The 24,232-nt window shown below is 61.5% G+C and carries 24 protein-coding genes; 12 read left to right on the forward strand and 12 right to left on the reverse strand.

The window, feature by feature from the left end; genetic code table 11:
• The first annotated feature begins 29 nt into the window (after nucleotides 1-29).
• Both ACLFKU_RS25115 and ACLFKU_RS25120 read left to right on the forward strand, forming a co-directional pair.
• Nucleotides 30-764, forward strand: a complete 735-nt coding sequence (locus ACLFKU_RS25115) for an ABC transporter ATP-binding protein (RefSeq protein ID WP_410850868.1) — start codon at nucleotides 30-32, stop codon at nucleotides 762-764.
• 547 nt (nucleotides 765-1,311) lie between these two features.
• Nucleotides 1,312-2,841, forward strand: coding sequence for a sialidase family protein (locus tag ACLFKU_RS25120; protein ID WP_410850869.1), 1,530 nt, complete (start codon nucleotides 1,312-1,314; stop codon nucleotides 2,839-2,841).
• 104 nt (nucleotides 2,842-2,945) lie between these two features.
• On the opposite strand, the gene ACLFKU_RS25125 is transcribed toward ACLFKU_RS25120, so the two are convergent.
• Both ACLFKU_RS25125 and ACLFKU_RS25130 read right to left on the reverse strand, forming a co-directional pair.
• The gene (locus ACLFKU_RS25125; protein WP_410850870.1) at nucleotides 2,946-3,695 is read right to left on the reverse strand and encodes an S-adenosyl-l-methionine hydroxide adenosyltransferase family protein; all 750 of its coding nucleotides are present in this window, start codon (nucleotides 3,693-3,695) and stop codon (nucleotides 2,946-2,948) included.
• Between the two features lie 88 nt (nucleotides 3,696-3,783).
• Nucleotides 3,784-4,761 (reverse strand): LysR family transcriptional regulator, encoded by a 978-nt coding sequence (locus ACLFKU_RS25130; RefSeq protein ID WP_368581398.1) that lies wholly within the window; start codon nucleotides 4,759-4,761, stop codon nucleotides 3,784-3,786.
• 119 nt (nucleotides 4,762-4,880) lie between these two features.
• On the opposite strand from ACLFKU_RS25130, the gene ACLFKU_RS25135 reads away from it, so the two are divergent.
• A complete protein-coding gene (locus tag ACLFKU_RS25135) occupies nucleotides 4,881-5,702 on the forward strand; it encodes an aldo/keto reductase (protein ID WP_410850871.1) in 822 nt (273 codons plus the stop codon).
• Between the two features lie 10 nt (nucleotides 5,703-5,712).
• On the opposite strand, the gene ACLFKU_RS25140 is transcribed toward ACLFKU_RS25135, so the two are convergent.
• Nucleotides 5,713-7,284 (reverse strand): MFS transporter, encoded by a 1,572-nt coding sequence (locus ACLFKU_RS25140; protein WP_410850872.1) that lies wholly within the window; start codon nucleotides 7,282-7,284, stop codon nucleotides 5,713-5,715.
• A 158-nt stretch (nucleotides 7,285-7,442) separates the two neighbouring features.
• On the opposite strand from ACLFKU_RS25140, the gene ACLFKU_RS25145 reads away from it, so the two are divergent.
• Entirely contained in the window at nucleotides 7,443-8,345 is a 903-nt protein-coding gene (locus tag ACLFKU_RS25145; RefSeq protein ID WP_410850873.1) for a LysR family transcriptional regulator, read from the forward strand.
• A gap of 29 nt (nucleotides 8,346-8,374) precedes the next feature.
• On the opposite strand, the gene ACLFKU_RS25150 is transcribed toward ACLFKU_RS25145, so the two are convergent.
• Nucleotides 8,375-9,925 (reverse strand): alpha/beta fold hydrolase, encoded by a 1,551-nt coding sequence (locus ACLFKU_RS25150; protein WP_410850920.1) that lies wholly within the window; start codon nucleotides 9,923-9,925, stop codon nucleotides 8,375-8,377.
• Nucleotides 9,926-10,044: 119 nt separating this feature from the next.
• Here ACLFKU_RS25150 and ACLFKU_RS25155 point away from each other — a divergent pair, with 119 nt between their 5' ends.
• Complete coding sequence (locus ACLFKU_RS25155) at nucleotides 10,045-11,436, forward strand: FAD-dependent oxidoreductase (protein ID WP_368581393.1); 1,392 nt, start codon at nucleotides 10,045-10,047, stop codon at nucleotides 11,434-11,436.
• A 113-nt stretch (nucleotides 11,437-11,549) separates the two neighbouring features.
• Nucleotides 11,550-11,846 (forward strand): hypothetical protein, encoded by a 297-nt coding sequence (locus tag ACLFKU_RS25160; RefSeq protein WP_410850874.1) that lies wholly within the window; start codon nucleotides 11,550-11,552, stop codon nucleotides 11,844-11,846.
• Between the two features lie 38 nt (nucleotides 11,847-11,884).
• Here the strand turns inward: ACLFKU_RS25160 and ACLFKU_RS25165 are convergent, their stop codons facing one another.
• From ACLFKU_RS25165 to ACLFKU_RS25175, 3 genes are all read right to left on the reverse strand, one after another.
• Complete coding sequence (locus ACLFKU_RS25165; protein ID WP_410850875.1) at nucleotides 11,885-12,553, reverse strand: DNA-binding response regulator; 669 nt, start codon at nucleotides 12,551-12,553, stop codon at nucleotides 11,885-11,887.
• 18 nt (nucleotides 12,554-12,571) lie between these two features.
• A complete protein-coding gene (locus ACLFKU_RS25170; protein ID WP_410850921.1) occupies nucleotides 12,572-13,477 on the reverse strand; it encodes a S1C family serine protease in 906 nt (301 codons plus the stop codon).
• 152 nt (nucleotides 13,478-13,629) lie between these two features.
• On the reverse strand, nucleotides 13,630-13,839 hold the full coding sequence (locus ACLFKU_RS25175; RefSeq protein WP_410850876.1) for a hypothetical protein: 210 nt from the start codon (nucleotides 13,837-13,839) through the stop codon (nucleotides 13,630-13,632).
• Between the two features lie 163 nt (nucleotides 13,840-14,002).
• Here ACLFKU_RS25175 and ACLFKU_RS25180 point away from each other — a divergent pair, with 163 nt between their 5' ends.
• Entirely contained in the window at nucleotides 14,003-14,425 is a 423-nt protein-coding gene (locus ACLFKU_RS25180) for an ACT domain-containing protein (protein ID WP_368581389.1), read from the forward strand.
• Nucleotides 14,426-14,586: 161 nt separating this feature from the next.
• Entirely contained in the window at nucleotides 14,587-14,964 is a 378-nt protein-coding gene (locus tag ACLFKU_RS25185) for a hypothetical protein (protein ID WP_410850877.1), read from the forward strand.
• 15 nt (nucleotides 14,965-14,979) lie between these two features.
• On the opposite strand, the gene ACLFKU_RS25190 is transcribed toward ACLFKU_RS25185, so the two are convergent.
• Complete coding sequence (locus ACLFKU_RS25190) at nucleotides 14,980-17,760, reverse strand: UPF0182 family protein (protein ID WP_410850878.1); 2,781 nt, start codon at nucleotides 17,758-17,760, stop codon at nucleotides 14,980-14,982.
• 223 nt (nucleotides 17,761-17,983) lie between these two features.
• Here ACLFKU_RS25190 and ACLFKU_RS25195 point away from each other — a divergent pair, with 223 nt between their 5' ends.
• Entirely contained in the window at nucleotides 17,984-18,568 is a 585-nt protein-coding gene (locus ACLFKU_RS25195) for a glutathione binding-like protein (RefSeq protein WP_368581386.1), read from the forward strand.
• Nucleotides 18,569-18,691: 123 nt separating this feature from the next.
• Here ACLFKU_RS25195 and ACLFKU_RS25200 read toward each other — a convergent pair whose 3' ends face one another.
• From ACLFKU_RS25200 to ACLFKU_RS25210, 3 genes are all read right to left on the reverse strand, one after another.
• A complete protein-coding gene (locus ACLFKU_RS25200) occupies nucleotides 18,692-19,264 on the reverse strand; it encodes an OsmC family protein (RefSeq protein ID WP_368581385.1) in 573 nt (190 codons plus the stop codon).
• 42 nt (nucleotides 19,265-19,306) lie between these two features.
• Nucleotides 19,307-20,239 (reverse strand): hypothetical protein, encoded by a 933-nt coding sequence (locus tag ACLFKU_RS25205; protein ID WP_410850879.1) that lies wholly within the window; start codon nucleotides 20,237-20,239, stop codon nucleotides 19,307-19,309.
• Nucleotides 20,240-20,467: 228 nt separating this feature from the next.
• Nucleotides 20,468-21,511 (reverse strand): AraC family transcriptional regulator, encoded by a 1,044-nt coding sequence (locus tag ACLFKU_RS25210; protein ID WP_410850880.1) that lies wholly within the window; start codon nucleotides 21,509-21,511, stop codon nucleotides 20,468-20,470.
• A 380-nt stretch (nucleotides 21,512-21,891) separates the two neighbouring features.
• Here ACLFKU_RS25210 and ACLFKU_RS25215 point away from each other — a divergent pair, with 380 nt between their 5' ends.
• A complete protein-coding gene (locus ACLFKU_RS25215; RefSeq protein WP_368581382.1) occupies nucleotides 21,892-22,056 on the forward strand; it encodes a hypothetical protein in 165 nt (54 codons plus the stop codon).
• Between the two features lie 213 nt (nucleotides 22,057-22,269).
• Entirely contained in the window at nucleotides 22,270-22,986 is a 717-nt protein-coding gene (locus ACLFKU_RS25220; protein ID WP_368581381.1) for a transposase, read from the forward strand.
• A gap of 23 nt (nucleotides 22,987-23,009) precedes the next feature.
• Here ACLFKU_RS25220 and ACLFKU_RS25225 read toward each other — a convergent pair whose 3' ends face one another.
• Nucleotides 23,010-23,231, reverse strand: a complete 222-nt coding sequence (locus ACLFKU_RS25225; protein WP_368581380.1) for a hypothetical protein — start codon at nucleotides 23,229-23,231, stop codon at nucleotides 23,010-23,012.
• Between the two features lie 379 nt (nucleotides 23,232-23,610).
• On the opposite strand from ACLFKU_RS25225, the gene ACLFKU_RS25230 reads away from it, so the two are divergent.
• Nucleotides 23,611-24,198 (forward strand): YSC84-related protein, encoded by a 588-nt coding sequence (locus tag ACLFKU_RS25230; protein ID WP_410850881.1) that lies wholly within the window; start codon nucleotides 23,611-23,613, stop codon nucleotides 24,196-24,198.
• The last annotated feature ends 34 nt before the right edge of the window (nucleotides 24,199-24,232 follow it).

A 24,232-nucleotide genomic window follows, 5' to 3' on the forward strand; every position in this document is an offset into this window, starting at 1 on the left:
GAGATACACAGGAACACTCAGGAACACACATGCTATCGGTCAAGAATCTGCATGCAGGATACGGCAAGGTCAAAGTGCTGCACGGCATTTCGATCGACGTGCCCAAGGGCTCGGTCGTCACGCTGATCGGCTCGAACGGCGCGGGCAAAACCACCACGATGCGCGCGATCTCCGGCATGATCCGTGCGAGCGACGGCGAGATCACGATGGGCGTGGGCGCGAGCGCGAAGCGGATCGACGCGCTCGACTCGCATCGCATCGCGCGTCTCGGACTCGCGCATTCGCCGGAAGGACGGCGCGTGTTCGCGACGATGAGCGTGCATGACAACCTGATCCTCGGCGCCTTTCCACGCCTCACGTGGGCCCGGCCGCGCGGCGATGTGAACGCCGATCTGGAACGCGCGATAGAACTCTTTCCGCGTCTGAAAGAGCGGCGCCATCAACTCGCCGGCACCCTCTCCGGGGGCGAGCAGCAGATGCTCGCGATGGCGCGCGCGATCATGCTGAACCCGGAACTCGTGCTGCTCGACGAACCTTCGATGGGGCTCGCACCGATACTCGTCGAAGAGGTCTTTCGCATCATCGAAAATCTGAAGGGCCTGGGCGTGACGATGCTGCTCGTCGAGCAGTTCGCCGCGGCGGCGCTCAACGTGGCGGATTACGGTTACGTATTGGAGAACGGCCGGATCGCCGCACACGGGCCGGCGCTGCAGTTGCGCAACGATCCGTCGGTGAAGGCCGCTTATCTGGGCACGAGTCATTGATGTAGTGCAGGCATCCCTGGGTCTCTAACACCCCGGGTGGCTTCTTTGAATCCAAGCCCGCCCTCTTTCGAGGGCGGGCTTTTTTTTGGTTGTCGATCTCAAACGCCACGATTCTGCAGCGGATACATTCTTCGACCGCGATGTGTGATCCGCTGCAATCACCATGCCATGCCAGCAATGCTGGGGATATCAAGTGTTGAAATGGCATACGCCAAGATTTATTCACACAAATCTGGCCACCGCGACCTAGTGTGTTTCGGTAGATACGTGCCTTGCTGCATGTCTTCGGCGGACGGCAAGCAAGCATCGTTTCTGCGCTGGGAAAAGACGTTTTCACATATATCGGAAGGTCGGAAGTGATCGCGCCGGCGAAGGAAAGCCGGCAACTCACAGGCGTTTTCCCTTTTTCGCGAGGCCCAGAATGAAAATCAATTTCAGTTGCCTATCCCGGTCTGTTTTGCAGGGCATTGCAGGTGGTGGCGTCGTCACGCTCGCATGCTCGATCGCCACGGGCGCGCACGCGCAAACGCTGGGATCGCTCGTCCAGGTGGCCGCGGGCGACCCATTTAGCGGTTGCACCGCCGACCAGCTGAACGCGCAGGAGTCCGCATTCGGCAGCGTCCTGTTTCCCGCCACCTCGATCGAGCCCTGGGTTGCGGTGGACCCGACGGACTCGTCTCGCCTCCTCGCCGGCCACCAGCAGGATCGCTGGAGCGACGGCGGCTCACGCGGGCTCGTCGGCGTCGTCTCCAAAGATGCGGGCAGCACCTGGTCCAACTCGATTCCGTCCGGCGTGACTAACTGCACTGGCGGCAAATTCCGCCGCGCTTCCGATCCCTGGGTGGACTTTGCGCAAGACGGAACGGCCTTCTTCTTCTCTCTGGTGCTGGACCCCGCGCAACCGACCACGCCGTTTGGCGCGCGCAATAGCGGAATGCTGGTCAGCCGCTCCAGCGACCATGGCGTAACGTGGCAGACTCCCGTTACGCTGATCCGCAGCAACTCGCCGCACGTGCTCAACGACAAGAACTCGCTCACTGCGGACCCGACCGCGACCAACTACGTCTATGCGGTTTGGGACCAGTTGAGCGTGTTCCCTCCAACGAAGGAAGGCGCCAGGTTGCTCGCGGAAAACGATGGCGTTCTGATCGCGCGGCAATTGCGTAACGGTGCAGCATCCGCCGCGGGCGGCGCTCCCGTATTCAAGTTCAACTTCACCGGCCCGAGCTTCTTCTCGCGATCCACTGACAAAGGCGTGACATGGAGCACCGCCGCCCCGATTTATCAGCCGGGAACGAACGCACAGACAATCGACAACATGGTGCGCGTGTTGCCTGATGGAACCCTGCTCGATTTCTTCACGGCGATCAATGCGACGCCGTCGGGCCTGAGCATCGGCTATATCAAGTCTGCGGATAAAGGCGCGAGCTGGTCGGCGCCGACATTCACCAACGACATTCAGGCGGTCGGAGTGGTCTCGCCTGACAGCGGCCAGTCGATACGCGATGCGTCCATTCTTTACAGTGTCGCTGTGAACCCGGTCTCGGGGGCAATCTATCTCACCTGGCAGGACGATCGCTTTTCGTCCGCGACCTGCACCACGCCCACTGGATCGATTCCGATCGACGGGATCGCCTTCAGTGAATCGACGGATGGCGGTGCTACCTGGTCAACGCCGGTGATGATCAACAAGACGCCGCCAAACGCAACCAACCCCTGCCGTCAGCAGGCTTTCATTCCGGCAGTCGTGCCGTCGGGCGACGGCAATACGATCGTGGTGACCTACTACGACTTTCGTAACGACACGAACACCCCCGCCGGCTTCGAGGGAACCGACTATTTCGCGGTGTTCTGCTCGACTGCTACTGCGTGTACCAATCCGGCGAATTGGAGTAATGAACGCAAGCTCACCGACACCTCGTTCAACATCCTTAACGCGCCCGTGGCGGGCGGCCACTTCCTCGGCGACTACATGGGCCTGGCTGCTAGCGGCTCGAAAACTGTCTACCCGGTATTCGGTGTAGCCACGGGACCCAACGTGACGGCCGAATTCACGCGCAAGATCACTTTGCCGTAAGCGCAAATGGCGGCGACGGAAGGGTCGCCGCCCAGCCCTCCTTCACCGCTCGTAGGTTTTAATTTTCAGGCACTTTCGCGGCGCTCCAACTCTGATAGTGCGGGCTATGACATCGATTCACCGCCCCCCTTCACTTCGACGGCATCCCCGACACGTACACTAAGCTGCGTCGCGGCGCTGCCGCGATTCACGGCGATCTCGACGAGCCCGATCGAGTTCTCATACCAGAAAGCTTGACCGGCCGTTACATCGGAAAAGACCCGCGCGTATTCGACATCGGCATCTCCGATGCGAAGCCGTGCAGACCTCGGCACCGTTCCAGCCCGCAGCCCCGTCAGCGCATTGCCGTAGTGATCGACGTAAATGACCTCGGCGAAATCGCCCGCATCCAGTTGCACGCTCAAGCCTGCCCTCTCAACGAGCTTGTCGGAAGGCAACTCGCCGCGGCTGACCCATGCCGCCATCGGCGCGAACAGATCGCGACCATGAAATGAGGCGGAAAGCGCGCCCGGACGCCATGTAATCCGCCAGGTCCGGGTATGCGCCGCGCGCGCCGCCACGACCGAGAGCAGCCCGTTGTCCGGCCCGACGAACCGCTGCCCGTCGGCTTGCAGCACGACGGCATCCCGCTCGCTACCCACGCCGGGATCGACCACGGCAAGGAACACACAGTCCGGCGGATACCAATGCGATAGCGCGGCGAGCAGATGCGCGCCTGCGTTCGCGTCGTAGTTCGGCGCAGTGTGCAGCACATCGACAATGGGAGTGCCGGCTGCCGCGTGTCGTAGCAAGGCGACCCTCACCTGCCCGACGTAGATGTCGTCGGCCCCGAAATCGGTAAAGAGTGCGAGCATCGCATAGCCTCCTTGAGTCCTGTGCCGCCTCGCCGGTCAGCGTTCGTTAAATATCTGAAATCCCCGCTCCTCGCCTTCTCCGCACACATCAGCGCGACCGGGAACGCGAACGCCTCGATGGGGATCGGCTCCGCTTTGCTTGCGCCGAGGCCGCAGATCCATTCGGCGTGATCTGCGCATCAACGCAGAACGCGATGAACGCCTGCACCTTTGCGGCCAGATGCCGACGCGACGGGTAGAGCGCATATAGAGGGAAACGTTCATCCGGCCAGTCCGGAAACAGATCGACAAGCTCTCGCTGTGCGATCAGTGCTTCCGTTCCGATCGACATGACCTGGGCGATTCCTGCGCCCGCTACACAAGCGTTCAGCATCGTGCCGACATCGGAGACCAGCAGCCGCCCGGAAACCGGGATGCTGACGACTTCCTTGCCCCGATGGAACTCCCATTCAAAGGGGCGTCCCGATAACGGATTGTAGAAAAGTACGCGTTCGTGATCGACGACGTCATCAGGACGATTGGGTCTGCCGTTGCTTTCAAGGTAAGCCGGAGACGCGACCGTGATGATCCGCGCTTCCAGCAGCTTGCGAGCAACCAGAGTACCAACGGGTGGCGGCCCGAAACGTATCGCAAGGTCGAAGCCATCCGCAACGAGATCGCCCACGTCATCGCGCATGATCAATTCCACCGAAAGCTCTGGAAACTGCTGCAGAAATGCCGGCAGCTTCGACGCGAGGACGGTCCGCGAAAAGAACGGGTCCACGTTGACGCGTAACTTGCCCTGGACCACGCCGGCAGAACCCGATGCCGTACTTGCCGCGCACTCGATGCCGACCAGATGCGGGCTGACGGTCTCGTAGAGACGCCTTCCTTCGTCGGTCAAGGTTTGCGATCGGGTCGTACGGTCGAGCAAGCGGACGCCGATCTGCTTTTCCAGCCGGCTTATCGCTCTGCTTACGCCGGACGCTGACACGCCGAGCGCCTCCGCGGCGCGAACGAAACTTCCGCTTTCCGCGACAGCGGCAAGCACCGTTATCCCCGCGAACAATCGACCGTCGAAGGTCATGATGCGCCTCGAGCAATGATGGATTCGTGATTTTAATCATTTCAGATTTGATTGAACCATACTTTATTCATCAATTGGCGCGTGAGACATTGGACGCCTCACCCACACGGAGGAACAGCATGGAAACGATCAAACGCGCAGAGCTCGCAATACCACGCCTGGGCTTCGGCACGTTCCGCATGCCCGGCAACGACTGTCAGCCGGTCGTCGAAAGCGCGCTGGAAGTCGGCTATCGGCATATCGATACCGCCGAGATGTACCAGAACGAGGAATCGGTGGGCGCCGCCATCGCCGGCTCGGGGATCGCGCGGGACGAGCTATTCGTGACGACCAAGGTATGGCACGAGAACCTCGAACCCGATGCCCTGCGCCGCGCATTTGCCAGCAGTCTCGAGAAGCTGCGGCTTGATTTCGTCGACCTGTACATGATCCATTGGCCGTCCCGCGACATGAATCTTGCGGCTGCTTTGGAGACGCTCATGGAGCTCAAGGAGGCGGGGCTTACCCGCGGCATTGGCGTGTGCAACTTCAATATGCCGCTGATCAAAGCGGCCGTTGAGGACATTGGCGCGCCGATCGCCTGTCATCAACTCGAATATCACCCGTTCCTGGATCAGTCCGCGATGCTCGCCTATCTGCGTTCGAAAAACATCCCGTTGGTGGCGTATGCGCCGCTCGCACAGGGACGTGCGGCAGGCGATACGACTTTGGCGCGGATCGGCAGCAAGCACGGTGCGACTGCCGCACAGATTGCCATTGCCTGGCTGCTCGATCAGGACGGCGTTATTGCGATCCCCAAAGCACAGCGGCGCGAAAGCCAGCAAGCCAATCTCAATGCGCTAGCGGTTCGACTCGACGACGATGACCGCAAAGCAATCGCAGCGCTTCGCAAGGACCAGCGTTACGTCACTCCCCCCTTCGCTCCCCAGTGGGACGCGTGATTCAGCAGGCTTAGGTGCTCGGGTGACGGGCACACTCATCCAGTGCAGAGTTCGGACGATGCGCTTGCGTGCCCAGTCCGAACGCGACGACGCTGAGCAGCGCCAAAGCCCATACACAGATCACGCCGTACAGCATCACGAGACCAAAGCCGTGGACGAGCGCCGCATGAGCGATCACGCCATGCGGATCGGCGCTTGCGAGTTTCGCGCTGTCCTGCGTGAGATCCGCAAAATTGCCTGCGGCCACCTTTTGCGCGAGAAAACGCAGCGACGATGCTTCGGAAAGGCCGGCAAGCGCGCGAGAAAGATAAGAAAGCACGCCTTCGAAGAGTATGTAACCCATCAGCGCGATATTGATGGCCAGGCTGATCAGTCTCGCGCTCATATCGATACCCGAGGCCATGCCTGCGCGGTTCGGCGAGACCGAGCCGGTCGCGGTATTGGTGACCGGCGTGTTGGTCATCCCCAGCCCGGTTCCGCACAACAGGCATCCCGGCAGCATCGTGCGCCAACTCGCCTGCTCCACGCCAGCGCCGAACCTCATCACGATGAAGCCGAGACCGATAATGAACAGTCCGAGCGGAATGACCCTGCGCGCATCGAAGCGCAGCGCAAGCCGCTCGGCAAATGGCGGCACGATCAGTGTCGGTAGCGTATAGGCGAGCAGCGACAGTCCGGACTTCACGTTCGAGTAGCCGAGCGCGCCCTGAAAATAGATCGGCAGGTAGATCATGAACGGCCAGTAGCTGAAGTTCATGCCCATCGATCCGCATATCGCACCTGAAAACCGGCGGGTCCGGAACACGGAAAAATCGAACATCGGCCGACGACTACGCTTCTCGACGACGATGAACGCGATAAAACTCAACCCCGTCGCCGCGACGATGCCTCGCGCGACGAGGCTGTCCAGGCCGAGATCCGGTCCTTGCGTAATGAAATAGACGAGCCCGAAACATGACGCGGAAAGCGTGAGGATGCCGGCAAGGTCCAGGTGTTGCGCATGTGGGTCACGGGACTCCTGCACACCCGCGTAGACGAGACCTAGTGCCACGATCGAGATCAACGCGTGGACGAGGAACACCCACTGCCAGTTGGCGACTGCGACGATCATGCCGCCGATGATCGGACCGAACCCAAGGCCGATGCCGAAGATGATTCCCCAAGCGCCAAACGCTTTGCTGCGCTCGCGCCCCTCCTGGAACTGATGCGACAGCACCGCCACCTGGCAGATCAGTATCGCTCCGCCGCCCATCCCTTGAAAAAAACGGCTGACGATCAGGACCGGCGCACTCTGTGCGAGCCCGCAGATGAGCGAGGTGATCCCGAACATCACGATGCTGACCACATAGACGCGTTTGCGTCCGAAACGATCTGCCAGCGCGCCCGTGCCCATAAGCACGGTGGTACACGCGAGCGTGTAGGCGTTCATGATCCATTGAATCTCCTTGAAATTTGCGTGCAGCACGCTTTCAAGGGTGGAAAGCACCGTCGGCACACTGGAAATTTCGAGACCGAACATCAGCGAGGTCAGGCATACCGCGGCGAGCGCCACGGCATTTTGCGGAGGGGTGGCGAGTGTCATGAGATATCGCAGGGAACAGGTGCGTTTGCGCGTACACGTCGGCGTACACAGGGGAGCTAATCGATCAGCAGCATCACGTCCGATGTACTATAACGGGAACAAACGTCCCTATTGAGGCAGTTTTTTCCCACAACTTATTCCCACAAGGACTCAATTCAATGGATCAACTCGATGGCGTAGCGGTCTTTGTCAAGGTGATCGAAGCCGGCAGCTTTACGGTTGCGGCCGAACGCATGCACCTTACGCGGTCGGCCGTCGGCAAAGTGATAGCGAAGCTCGAGGCTCGCCTCGGCGTACGTCTGCTTCAGCGCACGACGCGTAGCCAGACACTGACGGAGGCGGGGCGCAGCTACTACGATCGATGCGTCCGGGCGCTTGCCGAGTTGGACGCCGCCGAAGCCGAACTGGAGACCGGATACAGCGAGCCACGCGGGCGCCTGCGGGTCAGCGCGCCGCTCGCATTCGGCCACCATTGCGTCGCTCCGGTGTTGTTCGGACTGGCACGCATGCACCCCACACTACAGATCGACATCTCGTTTACAGACCGGGCAGTCGATCTCGTCGAGGAAAACATCGATCTTGCGGTGCGCATCGGCGATTTGCGCGACAGCACGAGCCTCGCCGCACGGCATCTCGGCGTTCAGGAAACGAGCATCGGAGCGGCCCCGGCCTATCTTGCGCGGCATGGGACGCCCGTCGATATCGACGATTTCGCGAAGCATGCGGGCATCGCCTACTCGCGCGCCGGTGCGATGTCGCCGTGGCGCGTACTCGACACGGACGGGATTGAACGCGAATTGCTGATCAAGCCGCAACTGAGCCTGGACGATATCCAGGCGATTGCCGGAGCAGGCGTCGCCGGTCTGGGGCTCGTGCAGTTGCCATGCTGGTTGCTGACACGATATGTGATGACGGGCGAACTCGTCGCAGTGAGGGAGCGTTGCGGCGTGCGACCACAGGACATCCACGCGGTGTGGCCGAACACGCGATATCTTCCGTCGAAGACTCGTTGCGCCATCGATGCACTGGTTGCGGAGATCCCACCAATGATTCTCCGTTGAGGTGCGTCAAGCATCCAGGACCGATTCAGTCATGCAGCCAGACTGCCAACGAATTGTCTGATGCTGGTCAGCACGGCTGCCTGGTCGCCCGCGAAAACCCAGTGATCCGCGCCGTCGAGTTCGACGTATCGTGCGTGCGCGATGTGGCTGGCAAGATGCCGGCCAGCGCCGATCCGAACGGCGTGGTCGTCGTGACGGTGCAGCACCAGAGTCGGAGCCGCAATCCGGCCCAGCAGATCCCGCACATCCATATCGCGCAACGCCTCGAGCACGCCCTTGAGCGCTCCCGGGCTCGACGCGGCCCGCAGCAAACCTGCCCACCACGCTCGCGCCTGGGGGTCACGAGACAGGCTCGGCGCGAACGTTTCGATGCCCGCGGGCCCGCCCCACGCCGCGACGAGTTGCTGGAGCCACGCGTCGTACTGGCTAGCCCGCAGCGCGTGCGGATAGTCGGGTGCCGCGCTTCCCTTCGCCAGCGAGCCAAACAGAACGAGACCGATGACTCGATCGGGATGATCGGCGGCAAATTTGATGCACGCCGGGCCACCCTCGGACGCACCGAACAACACCACCCGGCGGCTTCCGGCGGCGTCGAGCACCGTGCCGATGTCCTGCGCGGTTGCGTCGACGCCGGGGTTGAAGCCGACACGATCGGAAAGCCCGATACCGCGACGATCGAGCAGGATGAGCCGGCCCATCTCAGCGAGAGAGGACAGGAACGCCCGGCACCGTGGCTCCTCCCAGATCCGTTCGACGTGGGACACGAAACCAGGCAGCAGCAACACATCGATGCGGCCGGCGCCGTAGGTCTGGAACGCGAGATGGACGCCGCCGCCGAGGACATAACGGGTCGGCGGCGGCGCCTCGATCGGCAATGCGGTGACGGCGTTCAGCAGCGCACGGGTCTCGGTTTCGGGCGCCACATCGAGCGTGTCGCGAAGGCGCTGGGTCAGCGCATCGAAGTGGCGCTCGGCCGTAGCCCGATCACCGGCGAGCAGCAGATTGCGAATCAGATGCCGCGCGTAAGCTTCGCTGAGCGGGTCCAGCGCAACGAGACGGCCCGCGTGCGCTGCCGCAGCCGCGTAGTCGCCTGCCGCATGCCTGTCTTGCACCACCCGCTCAAGCGCGTTGATCGCCCTGCCCCGCAAGGCCTCGCGGCGAAAGAAAGCCCACTCGTCGAACTGCGGGCAATCGCCGGGTGAAAAACCTTCGAGAAAGTCGCCCGAATATTGACGGCATGCCCGCTCGAACTCTCCGACATCGCAGGCTTGCTCGAACAGTTGCGAATCGATACGCAGGTCGATCGCCGATGACCATCGAAGCGTCGACCGGTCGGTGGTGAGGACGTCGCCGCCCAGCGTCAGCTGGAGGCGGTACATCAGGCGCCGCAGCCGCACCCGTACGACATCTTCGCTGCTATCCGGCCACAACATGGTCGCGACGACGTCGCGTCCGACCGGCCCCTTCGCTTCGGCCAGATAGATCAGCAGGGCCAGGCCTTTGCGCAATCCTATCGGACACGGCTGGTCGTCCCGACGAATCTCCGGAAAACCAAGCGTCCGCACGTTGAACAGAGCCATCGTCATGCAAGCCTCCATGACGGCGTCGAGGGGACGCTCAGGGGACGCGTCGATCCTACCATGCACGCCAGACGATCATCGCTGCACTCATTGCGGCGGATCGCACCGGAGGATTTGCCATGAAGAACCTGGGTAAGCATGCGATCGTGATAGGCGCCGGAATGGGTGGGCTGCTGGCCGCGCGCGCGCTGTCGGATTTCTATTCCACCGTGACCGTGCTCGAACGCGATGCGTTTCCGGCAGAGGACAGCTGGCGCAAAGGCGTCCCGCAGGGCCGTCACACACATGGGCTGCTTGCCCGCGGCAGCGAGGTGCTCGAGGAGTTCTTTCCCGGATACAACAACGAGGTCGTCACGCAAAGCGGCGGGTTGCTCGGCGATGTCGTGAACGACCTGCTCTGGATCGGCCGCAACGTCACGCTTGCCAATGGCAACAGCGATTTGACCGGCCTTCTCGCGAGCCGTCCGGTGCTCGAAGGCCATCTGCGACGGCGGCTTCTGGCACTGCCGAATGTGCGCGCCATCGAGAACTGCGCGGTGCGAGGGCTCGCCAGCGACTCCGCCCGCGAGCGCGTGACGGGTGTGCGCATACGCGCCGAAGGCAAGCCCGAAGAGACCCTCGACGCGGATCTCGTCGTCGATGCGAGTGGACGCGGTTCGTCCAGCGCGACGTGGCTCGCAGTGCTCGGCTACCCGGCTCCCGTCAGCGAGAAGGTCGAGGTCGGCATCGGCTACACGACCCGCACCTATCGACGTCGGCCGACCGATCTCGACGGCAAGCTCGGCATCATCGTCGCCGGTAGTGCGCCGAACTGGCGAAACGGCGTGATCCTCGCACAGGAGAACGACAGTTGGATCGTCAGTACCGGCGGCTTTCTCGGCGACGAGGCGCCCGATAACGATGAGGGCTTTCTCGCGTATCTGGCGACACTGCCGACCATGGAAATTCATGACATCGTCGCCGCAGCCCAGCCGTTGAGCGGCTACAGGCGCTACCGCTACGTCCACAGCTTGCGTCGTCGCTACGAGAAGCTTGCACGCTTTCCCGGCAACTACCTGGTGTTCGGTGACGCAATCTGCAGCTTCAACCCGGTCTACGGACAGGGCATGACGGTCGCGGCGCAGGAAGCGCTGACCTTGCAACGGTGCCTGCTGCGCGCAGGCGCGCACGATCTTGCGCGGCGATTCTTCGCGGAGGCCGCGAAAATCGTCGACATTGCATGGGATATCGCGGTCGGCAACGACCTTCGCAATCCGCTCATCGAGGGCCGGCGGCCGCCGATGCTACGTTTCATCAACCGGTATATCGGCTGGCTTCACGTTGCCGCGACCCGCGACAGCGCATTGGCAACCGCGTTTCTGAAGGTCGTCAACCTGATGGTTCCACCGCCGTCGCTGCTGAGGCCAGCCATTGCCTGGCGCGTCTGGCGAGGCAACCGAAGCTCTGCGTCACCGCTTTCTCGCTCGCAATCGAGCGAGCCGCCCGCTAACGAGCGAATTGAACTAACGTAGATCAGGCAAGCCCAGCCATACCTGCATGCGCGAGTCCGCGCGGGTGCAGTTCCTGCCAAGACGGGCCCTTCCGTCAAAGCTTCCATTGATGATTGCGTCGAAAGGAGTACGACATGATCGGTGTATTCGTTACGTTTCGCTACGGCGACAATTTCGATGAACGAGCTGTGCGGACGATTGCCGAGACCGCACGTGGGAGGTTCGAGGGAATGCCGGGGCTACGTTCAAAGGCTTTCACGCTCAATTCCGCAAAGCGTGAAGCCACGAACTTCTACGTTTGGGACTCGGAGGACGCAGCCAAAGCGTTCTTCACCGATGAGCTCCGCCATCGGGTAACCGGTCTTTACGGTGTACGCCCCGACGTCGAATTCGTGCAGATTGCCGCGCTCGTGGAAAACGCTCGAACATGACGTCGTGCAGCGTCGTGGGTAGACCAACACGAGATTGTCTACACCATGATGAATCCGTGCCGCATGCCGAGCATCACCGCCTCGGTGCGGTTGGTCGCACCGAGTTTGCCGAAGATGGACGACAGGTGGAATTTCACCGTGTTATCCGAGATGTCGAGTTGCCGCGCGATCTCCTTGTTGCCGAGTCCGTCGGCGAGCATCGCCAGCACTTCGATCTCTCGTAACGTCAACGCTTCGAACGTGTCGCCGGGTGCCTTCTGGCGCGACGGTCTCGTTTCGGCGAGCAGCCTTGCGAGGATGTCGGGCGTCAGCACGCAAAGGCCCGCGGCGACGGCTTCGATGGACGCGACGATTTCGGCTGGCATCGCGTTGCGCGGCAGGATGGCCGCCGCGTCGGCGAGCAGCGCATCGAGCATCCAGTCGCTGTCCGGGTCGTCGCTCAACAGCACGAGCGACGGCGACGCGTGCGAGAGTTCGAGCAGAGTCTTGAGCGCGTCGCTTGCCTCCGGCGCGATGTCGGTGACGATCACATCCGGCACCGAACCGGCGAGGCAATCGACGAGCTTTTCGGCGTCGGCTGCGCTACCCAGGAACTTGAGTGCCGGGTTCGCCTCGACAAGCGCTTGCAGGCTCGCGCGCTCTTGCCACGATGCCGCAATCACGGCGACCCGCAAAGGCGCTGTCTGTCCTGTCTGTCCATCCGACATTTCGTCCCTTCCCGGACCTCATCTGCACGAATTCCGTTGGGGCCGTTCGCCCACCGTGACCGAACACGCGTGGCGTTCGCCACCTCGAATCAAGGCGATCTGCAACTGCTGCCCAACGCTTGCCGAACCCAGCGCGGCACTGACGTCGCCCATGTCGCGGCAAGCCTTGCCGTCCAGTTCGATCAGTACATCGCCTATCAGCACGCCCGCCTGCTCCGCAGGGCCGCCCGGCGCAAGCGAGTTGATCAACAGGCCACTGCCGAACGACAGGTTCATTTCCTTGACCCAGGCTTCCGGCAGGCCGACCCGCTGCGTGCCGACACCAAGGTAGCCCCGCGACACGCGCCCTTTCGCCAGCAGTTCATCGGCGACGCGCTCCACGGTCGTCCCCGGAATCACGATGCCGGCGCCGCGCATCAGCGCCGACGTGCAGATGCCGACGACCTGCCCGCGCATATCCGCGAGGGCCGCCCCGGAGAAACCAGGGCGCAGGCCGCCGTCCAGTCGCACGAACGCATCGAGTTGTCCGCCTCTCCACGTGCGCCAGGCTCCCCCTACGCCGCCGATCACGCCGAAATCAGCGCTAACGCCGGAATCGTCCGCACGGGCGACGGCGAGCGCAAGATGACCCGGCTTCAGTGAGTGGGCATCGCCAGAATCGATCGGGTCGAGATCGACGCCGTCCAGTTTCAGCACGCCGACGTCGGAGCCCGGGTCCAGGCCCGCGAGGACCGCGGCGACCGTGCGGCCGTCGGCCAATGTGACTTCGATTCCTTCCTCACGCCTGATCGTGTGTGCTGCCGTCACGACGACGCCACGTCGCCAGATTACGCCGCTCGACGGCATGCGATGCCGGCCGTGTACCGCCACGACACTCCGCCCTACACGCGCGACGATGTCCGCCAGATTGTCCGAGAGATCCATCAAAGGATTGCCGCTCGAGGATGTGGTTTCCATTTCAAGCCCCCTGCCCATTGCGTGATGACGACGGATTCACAATGACAGAACCACGGGGGGCGCACACCACCCAAATGGGTAGCCGGGTAGATGCAGTTCGGACCTGTTTCAACCTGCGCCTAGCGTCGCCCGCTACGGCCCCATACATAGCGCACCCATCGCTGCCAGCGGCTTTGCGGAGGAGCGGGCGCGTGGCGTGCAGTCTGCGCTTCGCGGTCGCGCTGGGCGGACTTCCGCACCTGTTCGTGGATCTGCCTCAAGCTCATGCCGCCTGGGCCTTTCAGCTCGTCGGGATCGGTAGCGGGATCGTCATCGGGATCGTCTGTCATCAGAGTCGCCTGTTGGTGAAGAGGCGACTTGATCTTGATACAGATGCCCAGCAGCAGCAAGTTGGACGCGGATCGCCGACCGGTGCGCCGTCCAACGGGCCTTGCCCGCCTGCCGTTCGTGAAGTAGATTTTTCTAATGAGGTTCGAGCCGGGAGGGACGGCCATGGAACTGAGTGTGGAACATGTCGAGGTTTGGGCAGCTACCATCGACGACAAACCGGGAGGTCTTGCGAAAGTCTTAAGCGTCTTGCGGGATGCTGGTGCCGACTTGCAGTTCATCGTGGCGCGTCGCACGCCAGAGGCATCGGGTAAGGGAGTCGTGTTCGTCGCTCCGCTACAGGGAGACAGTGTGACCCGCGCCGCCACCCAGGCGGGGTTCAGCGTCACGCCGAGCCTTCACTCCATCCGTGTAATGGGTCTGGACCAGTTGGGCATCATCGCGCAATTGAGCCAGATGCTGGCGGATGGCGGGATCAATCTCCGCGGCGTGTCGGCCGCTGTACTTGGCACGCAGTTCATCGCTTATCTCGCGCTCGACTCGCTGGACGACGCCGAAAAGGCGATTGACCTTCTACAAAGGGCCTGAAGTACCCGTACCGGACTGCGGACCGGCTTGGCTCTTGCTGGCAGCGAATCGCGATGCCGGTACCGAGGTCGGCAGGGATGAAGACACCGACGACCACAAGGCGGGTGCTTTGGGCGCTCTCGCTTTGCATTGTTGCGACTTGCATCGCAATTGGCGGGGTATTGCTGTTCGAGCTGTTGGTGGTCGGCCGTGCCGTCAGCGATTTCCGCCGGGACGCGGATCTGGCGCAGGTGGGCATCGCACGTGGCGAGCCGGCTACGCTCGAGGAGCGCATCAACCCGCCCTATCTGAAGCGGTACGGCCTGGACCGCAACCTGTATAAGGACATTCACGGAAACTTTTCGCCGACCGGCGCCGACTGGCGGCAATGGGGGCTGCGAACCAAGGTCGCGGCCACCGTGATGTGGCTGGGTCACGATCCACCGGGAACGTGGTGGACCTACGTTCAGATCAGGTGCGTTGATCGGTTTCCGGAAGCTCACACCGACAGCGAGCCGATCGTCGATGTTGCCGACGCTTGCCTCGGCGAGCCGCATTGATCGACGCACAGGCATTCAACGGCCTGTCCCCTGTCCCGCTGGTGATTTTTGATCATCGGAACGGCCAGCACCGAGCGCCTCGAGCAACGGCCGCAGCGCATTCAGTTCCGCGCCGAAGCCGCTCCAGTCTTCCGCCTTCAATCGCTCGATGGCGCGGTCATAGTGAGCAAGTGCCTCTCGCGCGCGAGCATCCACCGTGCCCCGGGACGGCGATGACGCTCGCGCGGTCTGCTGGAATAGCGCCGCCAGCGCTTGATCCAGCGTGTCCTCCATCACCACACGCTCGCCATAGGCGGCAATCACTCTCTTCATCTCCGGCAACTGACCGGACGCCGCGCGCAAATAGAGCGGAGAAACGTAGAGGATCGAGTTCTCGATCGGCACGACTACAAGATGACCGCGAATGACGCGTGAGCCCATCTGGTTCCACAGCGAGATCTGCTGCGAGATCTCGGTATTCTGCTGAATGCGCGCTTCGATCTGAAACGGCCCGTAGACCAGCTTGTCCTTCGGAAAGGTATACACGATGAGCTTGCCGTACCCGGGCTGATCGCAGCGCGCCGCGAGCCACGCAATCATGTTCTCCCGCTGGCTCGGCACCATCGGCAGCATCAGAATGAACTCGGCGCGCGGATCGCCGGGGAGTCGCATGATCGTGTAATACGGCGGCATGGTACTGGCGGAGCTTCCGCCATCCATGCCGACCAGTTCCTGAGGAAACTGCCACAGGTCCTCGCGGTTGTAGAACACTTCCGGCGCATCCATGTGATACGCGCGGTAGAGCTGCGCCTGGATCAGGAACAGATCTTCGGGGTAGCGGATATGCTGCCGTTGACCCGCTGGCATCGCGTCCAAAGGCTTGAACATACCGGGGAAGATGCGCTCGTATGTGCGCAAGAGCGGGTCGGCGGGATCGCTGGCGTAGAAATCGACCGTGCCGTCATACGCATCGACCACGACCTTGACCGCGTTTCGAATGTAATTGGCGTTGTCGCCGAAACCGGGCCGGGAGTACGGAAACCACCGGCTGACGGTGTAGGCGTCCTGGATCCAGAACAGCCGCCCATCGCTCGCGACGACATAGGGGTCATGGTCGAGAGTCAGGAACGGCGCGATCGTCCGCACGCGGTCCTGAATGTTGCGGTGAAGCAGGATCCGGCTCTGGTCAGTGATATAGCCGCTCAGCAAAATGTTCGGATCGTCGAGCTGCCAGGCGAAGAGACTGCGGCGCCCCACACCGCCGAGCGTGACGCCGTCGCGCCCGCTATACCTCGTGTATGCATTCGTCGGCCTGCGCGGATAGTCGAACTCAGCTACGTTGCCGTTTACGATCACATAGTCCTGGCGGCCTTCACTGAAATACAGACGTGGTTCGCGAATGGCCGGGCCACCGCTGGAGACGGGCGGAATATCGTGCAGATAGAAAGACGGTAAGCCTTCAGTGGACTTCTCGGTGACTGGCGACATCACGACGCCGATGCCGTGAGTAAAGATAAGGTGCAGGTTCACCCAGGTTTGGGCGTTGGATGGAAGCATCGCCGGGTCGAGTTCGCGCGCCGACAGCACCACCTGTCTGTATCCGCTATCGAGCTGATAGCGGTCGATGTCCACCGAAAGAAACTTGTAGTAAGTCCTGATCTCCTGCAACTGTGCGTAAGTGTCCATCAGCGGTGGCACATCCCATAGCCGGATGTTGTCGATGGTCGCCCGATTGGCCTGCAGCGAGTCGAGCGTCAATCCCTGCTCGGCCTCGAACGGTTTGACCTCGATGTTTGCGAGGCCGTATGCCTGTCGCGTTAGCGCGATCGTATGCTCGATATAGGGTGTTTCCAGTTTCAGCTCGCTCGGCTTGACATAGAAGCGCTGAAACAGCGATGGGTAGATCTCGGCGAACACAATCGAACTGCCGAATACGAGCAATGCGAGAACGACGGGCTGCAGATGGCTGCGCCGGCGCATGTTGATGCACAGGGCAACGGACGAGGCGGCTCCAAGGCCGATAAGCATCCACAGGACCGGCAACTCGACGTGGACATCGGTATAGCTCGCGCCGACCACGACGCCGTTGTCGCCATAGAGCAGCAGAAAGCGGTCGAGCCACCACGACCACGCCTTCACCGCAAAGAACAACCCGAGCAATGCGGAGCCATGAGTGATAGCGGCGGCCGACAGCGTGCGTGGTGGCCGCTCCAGCGCAATGTCGCCGCGCAACGCGTAGACCGCACCTGCCACGGCCGCGCTCCAGAACACTAGCTGCAGCAGCCAGTTCTTCAGAGCGACATACGCGGGGAGCGAGAAAAGATAAAAGCCGATGTCCCTGTCGAAGATCGGATCGCGCGCGCCAACAGGCACCTGATAAATGAAGCGAAGCGCGATGTCCCAGTTCGAAGCTTCGCTAGCGGCGACAACCAGCCCCAGGACGATCGCGGCGCAGGCAATACTGGCGCGCCAGGGAACGTGCGGCGCGATCAGTTCCGACAGTTCGACCGCAACCTCGCTCGCATGCGACGGATCGGCCGCTTGCGCTCGCAAGACATCGACGCGCCTCGCGTAACGATGCGCCAACATCCCCGACAACCAGATCGCGCACGCCGAGACTACGAACACAGCCGCAAACAGCAGCACCCGCGCGGAAAGGAGGGTCCAGAAAACGCCACCATAGCCGACCGAGGAGAACCACAGCCAGTCGACGAGGACGCCGGTGATGCGGCCGACGACGATCAGCGCAACGACCACGGCCGCCACCGCGATTGCATAACGTCTCAGACGCACGCCGGACTTCACTTCCGACCGCATAGTCCCTCCTGTGCTGGCCGTCGCCGATGCCGTGCTGCGGTTGTGATCCTGGTTCGGATGGGCCGGGTCAGACAGCTTGAATTATTGTAGGAGCCATAGTCAGAATACTAGTGACCCTACTTTCTACATGCTATCGAGTCCGCCGGACGGTTTCTCTGGCGGCGGCACACCCTTTGCTGCGATGAAACGGTCGAGTTCATTTCAAGAAAGGGGGACCCCTACCATGAAGCTCTACTATTCGCCTGGTGCCTGCAGCCTCGCCGACCATATCGCAATGCATGAGGCCGACCTCACTTTCGACAGGGTTCGCGTCGATTTGAAGTCGAAGGAGACCGAAACGGGGGAGCAGTTCAATCAGATCAATCCAAAAAGCTACGTCCCAACCCTCGAGATGGATGACGGTCAGCGGCTTACCGAGAATGTCGCGATTCTTTCGTGGGTCGCACAGCGCAAGCCTGCCCTTGCGCCCAACAGCGAACCCGGCAACCTGCGCCTGCTCGAGATGCTCGCGTTCATTTCGACAGAAATCCACAAGCAGTTCGGCCGTGTTTTCAAGCCCACTTCGGATGCTGAAGCAACGGCAGCGCGTGAGAAGCTCGGTCAACGCTTTCAGTTGATCGCCACCATGTTCAAGGGTGATTACCTGTTCGGCAGCGAAGCGAGTGTGGCTGATGCCTATTTGTTCACCATGCTGCTCTGGGCTAAAAAGATGGGTATCGAAGTGCCCGAGAAATTGGCAACCTTTGCCGAACTCATGCGCGCGCGTCCGGCCGTCCAGCTTGCGATGAAGCACGAGGGACTGGAATGATGAAGCACCGACCGTCGCCGCGCCCGCCAATGATTGTCTTCACCGCCTCGTAAGGTCCACGCCAGGCAAACGCGGCGCGGCGAAAACCATCCGGTCCTCGCCGCGCGCGTCACGCCTTGCCATTCACTCGACGACGAACGTCGCTTTCAACGCAACCGCATTCGCCAGGTTGTAGACGTTCGGAGACGTCGCCATCACCGCGTCATGCACTTCCGCGAATTGCTCCCTGGTGCCGTTGCCCTTGATACGAACGGTGTAACGCAAACTCTCGTAGCCGTTCGCGACCTGCGGATCGAGCCCGAGAAACCCCCTCAGGTCGATGTCGCCTTCCGTTTCGATTTCGAGCGATTGCAGCGTGATCCCGCGAACCGCGCATTGCGCGACGTAGCCCACCGTCATGCACGCGTTCAACGCTGCGATCAGATGTTCCTGGGGATTCGCAAACCGGTTCGATCCGCCGAGTTCGCAAGGCTCGTCGATATCTATCGTGAATCGGCGCGGCACACGCTGGCCGCCGATCGAGAACCCGTCGACCTCCGCGCGACTATGCGTCTGGCCCTGCCAGACGGTCGCGACGCGCCAGCTGGTCGCGGCTTTCGACACATCGCGCCTGACGTCGTCGATCAGCGCGAGCAGATCGTCGACGTTGAGTCCGTTGACGATATGCGCTTCGGTAGGCTGTACATTGGCATTCATATTTCTCTCCTTTAGCTGGATGAGTCGTGCGCGTCCGCGCGCTCAATGCATCGTGGCGAGGACCGCCCGGATGCGCGTCCCCTGCTCTTCGGAGACGAGCCCATCGAGCACTTCCGCGAAATGAGGATGATGCATACCGGAATGGAGGTACTGCCACCGGTAAGCGTGATGGAAATTCGCTTCGATCGACATGGCTTCGGCCTCGACTACGGCACGCCCGCAGTTCGCGATGAAATAGCGCGAGTCCGCTGACGCCTGCACGCGCAAAATGCCGTCGAACGCGGTCAGCAGTTCGATGAACTCGTTGACCGCGTGATCGCGCGCCGCATCCGTCAGCGTAGCGTCGTGGCGTTTCCATTCGAGCTCGTCGAGAATCGCGTGCTGACTCTCTTCCTTCCAGTGGTAGAGAAATACATCTTTGAACAGCTCGGATAGCTGATCGTCAGGATGAATGCTCTGGCGGTAGTGAATCTGCGAGAACAGTTCGATATGCAGCGTCATGGCCAGCACCGCCCACGTGCTCTTGCCGAGGACCACGGCGGCAAGCGCATCGGGATCGACGTCGAAGCGATAACCGGCGGGCAGCGTTTCGCCGATCATTCGTTCGATGCGCCGAAACAGCGCCTGGTGTTTGAGCTCTTCGTCGCTGAAGCGCACCAGCGCTTCGAGCGCGACCTGATCGCCGAGCCAGTAGTCTCGGCTCACTTCCAGCACCTTGGCATTGATGAAGCGCTCGACCAGCCCGAATACGTTCGCGTAGGTGCGCCCCTGAATCTGGCTAACGAACCGCTTTTCCGCGTCCGACAGCGTGATGAAATCCGGCACCAGCGAGAGTCCGTCCGGCAAATACTTCTGGGACATATCGAAGGTACGGCCTCCGATCACATCACGGTCGATATCCCAATTGACCAATTTCGAAGCGCGAATGCATCGGGCGTAGCGATCGCGATCGGACAGCCGCAATACTGCGTTCATAAAAGTTCTCCCAATGTGGACCGCTGCGCGGTCCGGCGTTGAGCGTCGGTTCGCCGGGCAGAGCCAGTCGAATGGTCTGGCTTTCCGGCACGCTCAATTTACGATTGGGAGTCTGGAGGTTCTATGATCGAGTCGCCGCGCGATATGACTGAAACGCCGTTTCTTCTCGCTGCTTGCACGGATCGACAGACGAGGTCGTCGAGCCGGCACGGCGCCTCCTGGCAGACATCACCGGTCCGGCATTGCGGCGAGGCCACCCGGATGTTGCGCGGGCTGCGCTGATGTTGCCGCGCCGTTGGGCTGTCCCTTGCTCTTGCGCCAGCCGGCAGGCGGCATGCCGAATTCGCGTCTGAACGCGCGACTGAACGCGGCTTCCGACTCATAGCCAATCTGTTCCGCCACAGCGTTGAGCGGCTTGCTACCGGTCAGAAGTTCGTGCGCCGCAATCTGCATGCGCCATCTGGCGAGGTATTGCATCGGCGGCTGCCCCAGTAGATCGGCAAAGCGTTGCGCCAACGCGGAGCGCGACAGTCCCACTTTGCGCGCAAGCTCCTCGACGGTCCACGCATGCGCCGACTGCGCATGAAGCAGCGAAAGCGCGCGTCCAACGTAGCGGTCACGCACGCCGGCCAGCCACCCGGTCTGGTTCTCAGGCAGCGCTTCGATACAGCTGCGGATCGCTTCGACGAAAAGCAGTTCCGATAGCCTGGCAAGCACGATCGTGCCGCCCGCGCGCGACTCGGCCGCTTCGGCGGCAGCAAGTTTGAGAGACGACTCGAGCCATGCCGCGCGCGGATCCTGGCGCATGTCGATCTTGAAGAGTCGTGGCAGCGCCGAGAGCAGCGGATTGTTCAAAGTATCGTCGCAGGCCAGAAAGCCGCACACGATGCGCGTCACAGCGCCCCCGCCGCCATGGGACAGCGTCATCACTTCACCGGGTGCTGTCGCCATCTGCCCGGCCAGCAGCGAGTCCGACGGCACCGGAGATAAGCCGATCGCGCTGCCCATGATGTGCGTTTCCCCTTGGGGCACCACGATCAGTTCGCCGGCATGGACGTGAATGGCCGAACCGGGATCGCCGGCCAGCTTCGCCCAGCAACTCCCCTCTGTGATCAGATGATAGGAAACGACGCGCTCGGAAGGCGGCAAATAAGCGCCGCAGAGCGATGCATCGGTGCGGCCGATCAGACACCACGGCGCGGTGAATGTCCCGTTCAGAAACACGGCGCCGCTCAGACGAACGGCGCGCAGAACATCAGAGACTGCATCCATGGATAGCTCGCGTGAAATGCGATTTCCCGGGCGAGAAACCTGGCCGTCGCGCAATCGCGAGGACGGCCAAGGGCTACATGTTATACCTGCTATCTCACGCGATGACAAATTCCTTACCGATGTTTTCGCGAAGCTTATGAAGCATTTTGCGGATCGGCTGGAGACTCGCGCAATGCGTCGGCGAAAAGTGGACGATCGGTCAAGAAACATCGACTCACGGGCAGGACGGCAGCGGCTTGTCGCAGGCAGAGTTCACGACAGGAAGGAACATCACGGATCGACGTCATCCGTACTTCGGCAGTCAAGCCTTCCTCGGACTTTAGAACCTGGCGCGTCGCTGAACTGACCGCTTCGCGCGAACACTACAGCGTGAGATACCGATGAAAAGCCTGATAAGCCGTGCGATCTACCACCCGATCATTGCGCTTTCCGTTTTCTATCTGGTCGACGTTATGCATCACGTCGACTACAGCGTCGCCGGCGCCTTGCTGGTGCTGACCACCAAGACGGTCTCGCGTGTTTTAAGTCTTTTCAACAAGGGATAGAGCTGGGATGCGCAGCGGCGCCGTAATTCAGCGGTGACATAAAAGGTGCTGGCTGCGATCGGCAAATCAGCGAAAAGAGGCCAGAAAAATGGCCTTTTCGCGATGCAAATGCGCGGAGATGATCGATAGAATTTTCTGTAGCGCGTTACGCACCATGACGCGTGCGATATCTGTGGGATCGCGTTCCCACAGCGGATTTCCGGTTAATTCAGCATGACACGGCTCGCACGGCACTACGTCCCCGAACAACCGCAACACGTTATCTTGCAGGGAATCGCGGGCCCTGCATTCCTGGACGAGGGAGACTACCTGTACTTCCTCGCCTGTCTGGCAGACGCCGCGCGCGTCGCCGATCTGGCAGTCCACGCGTGGGTGCTCATGCCTGACGCGGTCCAGTTCCTCGTCACGCCTTCATACGAATCGAGCGTGGCCATGGCGATGCAGGCAGTGTGCCGCCGCTATGTCGAGACCTTCAACCGCCGCCATGGACGCCGCGGTGCGGTGTGGCGCGGCGGGTACCGGGCGACGGTGATCGAGCCCGAGCGGTATTTCCTGCTCACGAGCCAGGTCATCGATCAGGCACCGGTGCGCAAGCGTCTTGTTGCCGACCCGGCAAACTACCAGTGGTCGAGTTGCGCGCACCACATTGGGTCGCGTGTGGATAGCTTCATCAAGGATCACGCGCTGTACCGGGCGCTCGGCAATACGCCGTTCGAGCGCCAGCAGGCTTACCGCGATCTGGGCGCACAGCCGCTCGACGAATGCGAGGTCGATAACCTGATGCAGGCGACGCTCAACGGCTGGGTGCTCGGCAGCGCCGCGTATTGCGAGTGGGCGGCGCGGACAGCCAATCGGCGTTTGATGCCACTACTGCTGCGCGACCGGCCGTCCACGGTTCGCACGGCGCGCGCGCTCGCGCACGTCGGCTAAGCAAAGGAGAAACGAAACGGAATTCAGTCTTTCTGCTGTCCGGCCATTTCTGTCGCCACTTGAATTCCGTTGTCCAACGCGGTTTCCTCCAGAGCGTAAGCGATACCCGGTTGGTGGCGCACTTCCTTGATTACGTTCCGAGAACGGTCGATGTGGATGATTTCAAATGTGTAGCCACCTTCCGCTACCCCAATGGTTACGATCCGGTATGTATGGTTGCCTTTAGTGATCGTTCTAGTGGGCATCGATTCCTCGCGTCCGCGTCATGTTTCTTCTCCATCCGATAAGCCATTTCATTCCCAAGTCGATTTGCTCGAAAAGCCTTCGACCAAACTCGGCTCGGCCAGCGTTCAATCTATGAAGTGCGGATTAAGGCAGGCTTAAAGTTTCGATTCGCAAATTGCGCGATTCGACGCATGTCAACGCAATACCCGTGCTGCCCCTTACATACAATAGCGAGGTCATCTTCTACGATCAGGTGGTGACTGAATGCACGGCTTATTCGTTCAAGGCGACAGGCAGTCGGTCCCGCAGCAGTCAACGCAATTGGCAAGTGTCGGTGGAATATATTCCTTCAACCATTGCAGCATCACGGGTCCGACCGTGAACCACGATGGAGGCAGCATGCGCAGAAGAAGCTTCTTACAAACAGGTGCCGCGGTTCTGGCAGTCGCGGGTGTGGCGCTGAGCGGGTCTGCGGTCACGTTGAGTGACGCCGTTGCCGCCGAATCCAACGCATCGAAGCGGCAGGTCATCGATGCGAAGGTCAACGAGACCCTGACGCGGCTGTTCGAGACGGTCAAAGGTTCAAGAGAACTCGTCGACAAGGCGAACGGCGTACTCGTGTTCCCGTCCGTGCTCAAGGTCGGCTTCATCGCGGGTGGCCAATACGGTGAAGGCGCTTTGCGGGTGCACGGGAAATCGGTCGGCTACTTCAAGACGATATCGGGATCGTTCGGGTTGCAGGCGGGCGCGCAGTCGAAGGCCATGATCTTTCTGTTCATGACGCAAGAGGCGCTCGACAGCTTTCGCAAATCCAATGGATGGTCGGTCGGTGGCGAAGGTTCGGTCGCGCTCGTGAAGGTCGGAGCGAACGGCACGATCGATACGACAACGGCCACCGAACCCGTTCAGGCGATCGTGCTGACGAATTCAGGTCTGATGGCTGACGTGTCGCTGGCCGGCACGAAGGTTTCTCGACTGAAAATCTGACGGCATTGCTTGCGGCGTTTGTCTGACAGGGCTT

Origin of the sequence: Paraburkholderia sp. EG304 (assembly GCF_046543485.1) — a bacterium.
Taxonomy (GTDB): Bacteria; Pseudomonadota; Gammaproteobacteria; order Burkholderiales; family Burkholderiaceae; genus Paraburkholderia; species Paraburkholderia youngii.

Coding starts and splice junctions, on each gene's coding strand:
- ACLFKU_RS25190 (WP_410850878.1), bottom strand. CDS start 17,760: ATGCGGTCGGAAGTGAAGTCCGGCGTGCGTCTGAGACGTTATGCAATC.
- ACLFKU_RS25195 (WP_368581386.1), top strand. CDS start 17,984: ATGAAGCTCTACTATTCGCCTGGTGCCTGCAGCCTCGCCGACCATATC.
- ACLFKU_RS25225 (WP_368581380.1), bottom strand. CDS start 23,231: ATGCCCACTAGAACGATCACTAAAGGCAACCATACATACCGGATCGTA.
- ACLFKU_RS25145 (WP_410850873.1), top strand. CDS start 7,443: ATGGATCAACTCGATGGCGTAGCGGTCTTTGTCAAGGTGATCGAAGCC.
- ACLFKU_RS25125 (WP_410850870.1), bottom strand. CDS start 3,695: ATGCTCGCACTCTTTACCGATTTCGGGGCCGACGACATCTACGTCGGG.
- ACLFKU_RS25170 (WP_410850921.1), bottom strand. CDS start 13,477: ATGGATCTCTCGGACAATCTGGCGGACATCGTCGCGCGTGTAGGGCGG.
- ACLFKU_RS25180 (WP_368581389.1), top strand. CDS start 14,003: ATGGAACTGAGTGTGGAACATGTCGAGGTTTGGGCAGCTACCATCGAC.
- ACLFKU_RS25210 (WP_410850880.1), bottom strand. CDS start 21,511: ATGGATGCAGTCTCTGATGTTCTGCGCGCCGTTCGTCTGAGCGGCGCC.
- ACLFKU_RS25165 (WP_410850875.1), bottom strand. CDS start 12,553: ATGTCGGATGGACAGACAGGACAGACAGCGCCTTTGCGGGTCGCCGTG.
- ACLFKU_RS25130 (WP_368581398.1), bottom strand. CDS start 4,761: ATGACCTTCGACGGTCGATTGTTCGCGGGGATAACGGTGCTTGCCGCT.
- ACLFKU_RS25205 (WP_410850879.1), bottom strand. CDS start 20,239: ATGAACGCAGTATTGCGGCTGTCCGATCGCGATCGCTACGCCCGATGC.
- ACLFKU_RS25215 (WP_368581382.1), top strand. CDS start 21,892: ATGAAAAGCCTGATAAGCCGTGCGATCTACCACCCGATCATTGCGCTT.
- ACLFKU_RS25155 (WP_368581393.1), top strand. CDS start 10,045: ATGAAGAACCTGGGTAAGCATGCGATCGTGATAGGCGCCGGAATGGGT.
- ACLFKU_RS25175 (WP_410850876.1), bottom strand. CDS start 13,839: ATGACAGACGATCCCGATGACGATCCCGCTACCGATCCCGACGAGCTG.
- ACLFKU_RS25230 (WP_410850881.1), top strand. CDS start 23,611: ATGCGCAGAAGAAGCTTCTTACAAACAGGTGCCGCGGTTCTGGCAGTC.
- ACLFKU_RS25220 (WP_368581381.1), top strand. CDS start 22,270: ATGACACGGCTCGCACGGCACTACGTCCCCGAACAACCGCAACACGTT.
- ACLFKU_RS25115 (WP_410850868.1), top strand. CDS start 30: ATGCTATCGGTCAAGAATCTGCATGCAGGATACGGCAAGGTCAAAGTG.
- ACLFKU_RS25135 (WP_410850871.1), top strand. CDS start 4,881: ATGGAAACGATCAAACGCGCAGAGCTCGCAATACCACGCCTGGGCTTC.
- ACLFKU_RS25200 (WP_368581385.1), bottom strand. CDS start 19,264: ATGAATGCCAATGTACAGCCTACCGAAGCGCATATCGTCAACGGACTC.
- ACLFKU_RS25160 (WP_410850874.1), top strand. CDS start 11,550: ATGATCGGTGTATTCGTTACGTTTCGCTACGGCGACAATTTCGATGAA.
- ACLFKU_RS25150 (WP_410850920.1), bottom strand. CDS start 9,925: ATGGCTCTGTTCAACGTGCGGACGCTTGGTTTTCCGGAGATTCGTCGG.
- ACLFKU_RS25140 (WP_410850872.1), bottom strand. CDS start 7,284: ATGACACTCGCCACCCCTCCGCAAAATGCCGTGGCGCTCGCCGCGGTA.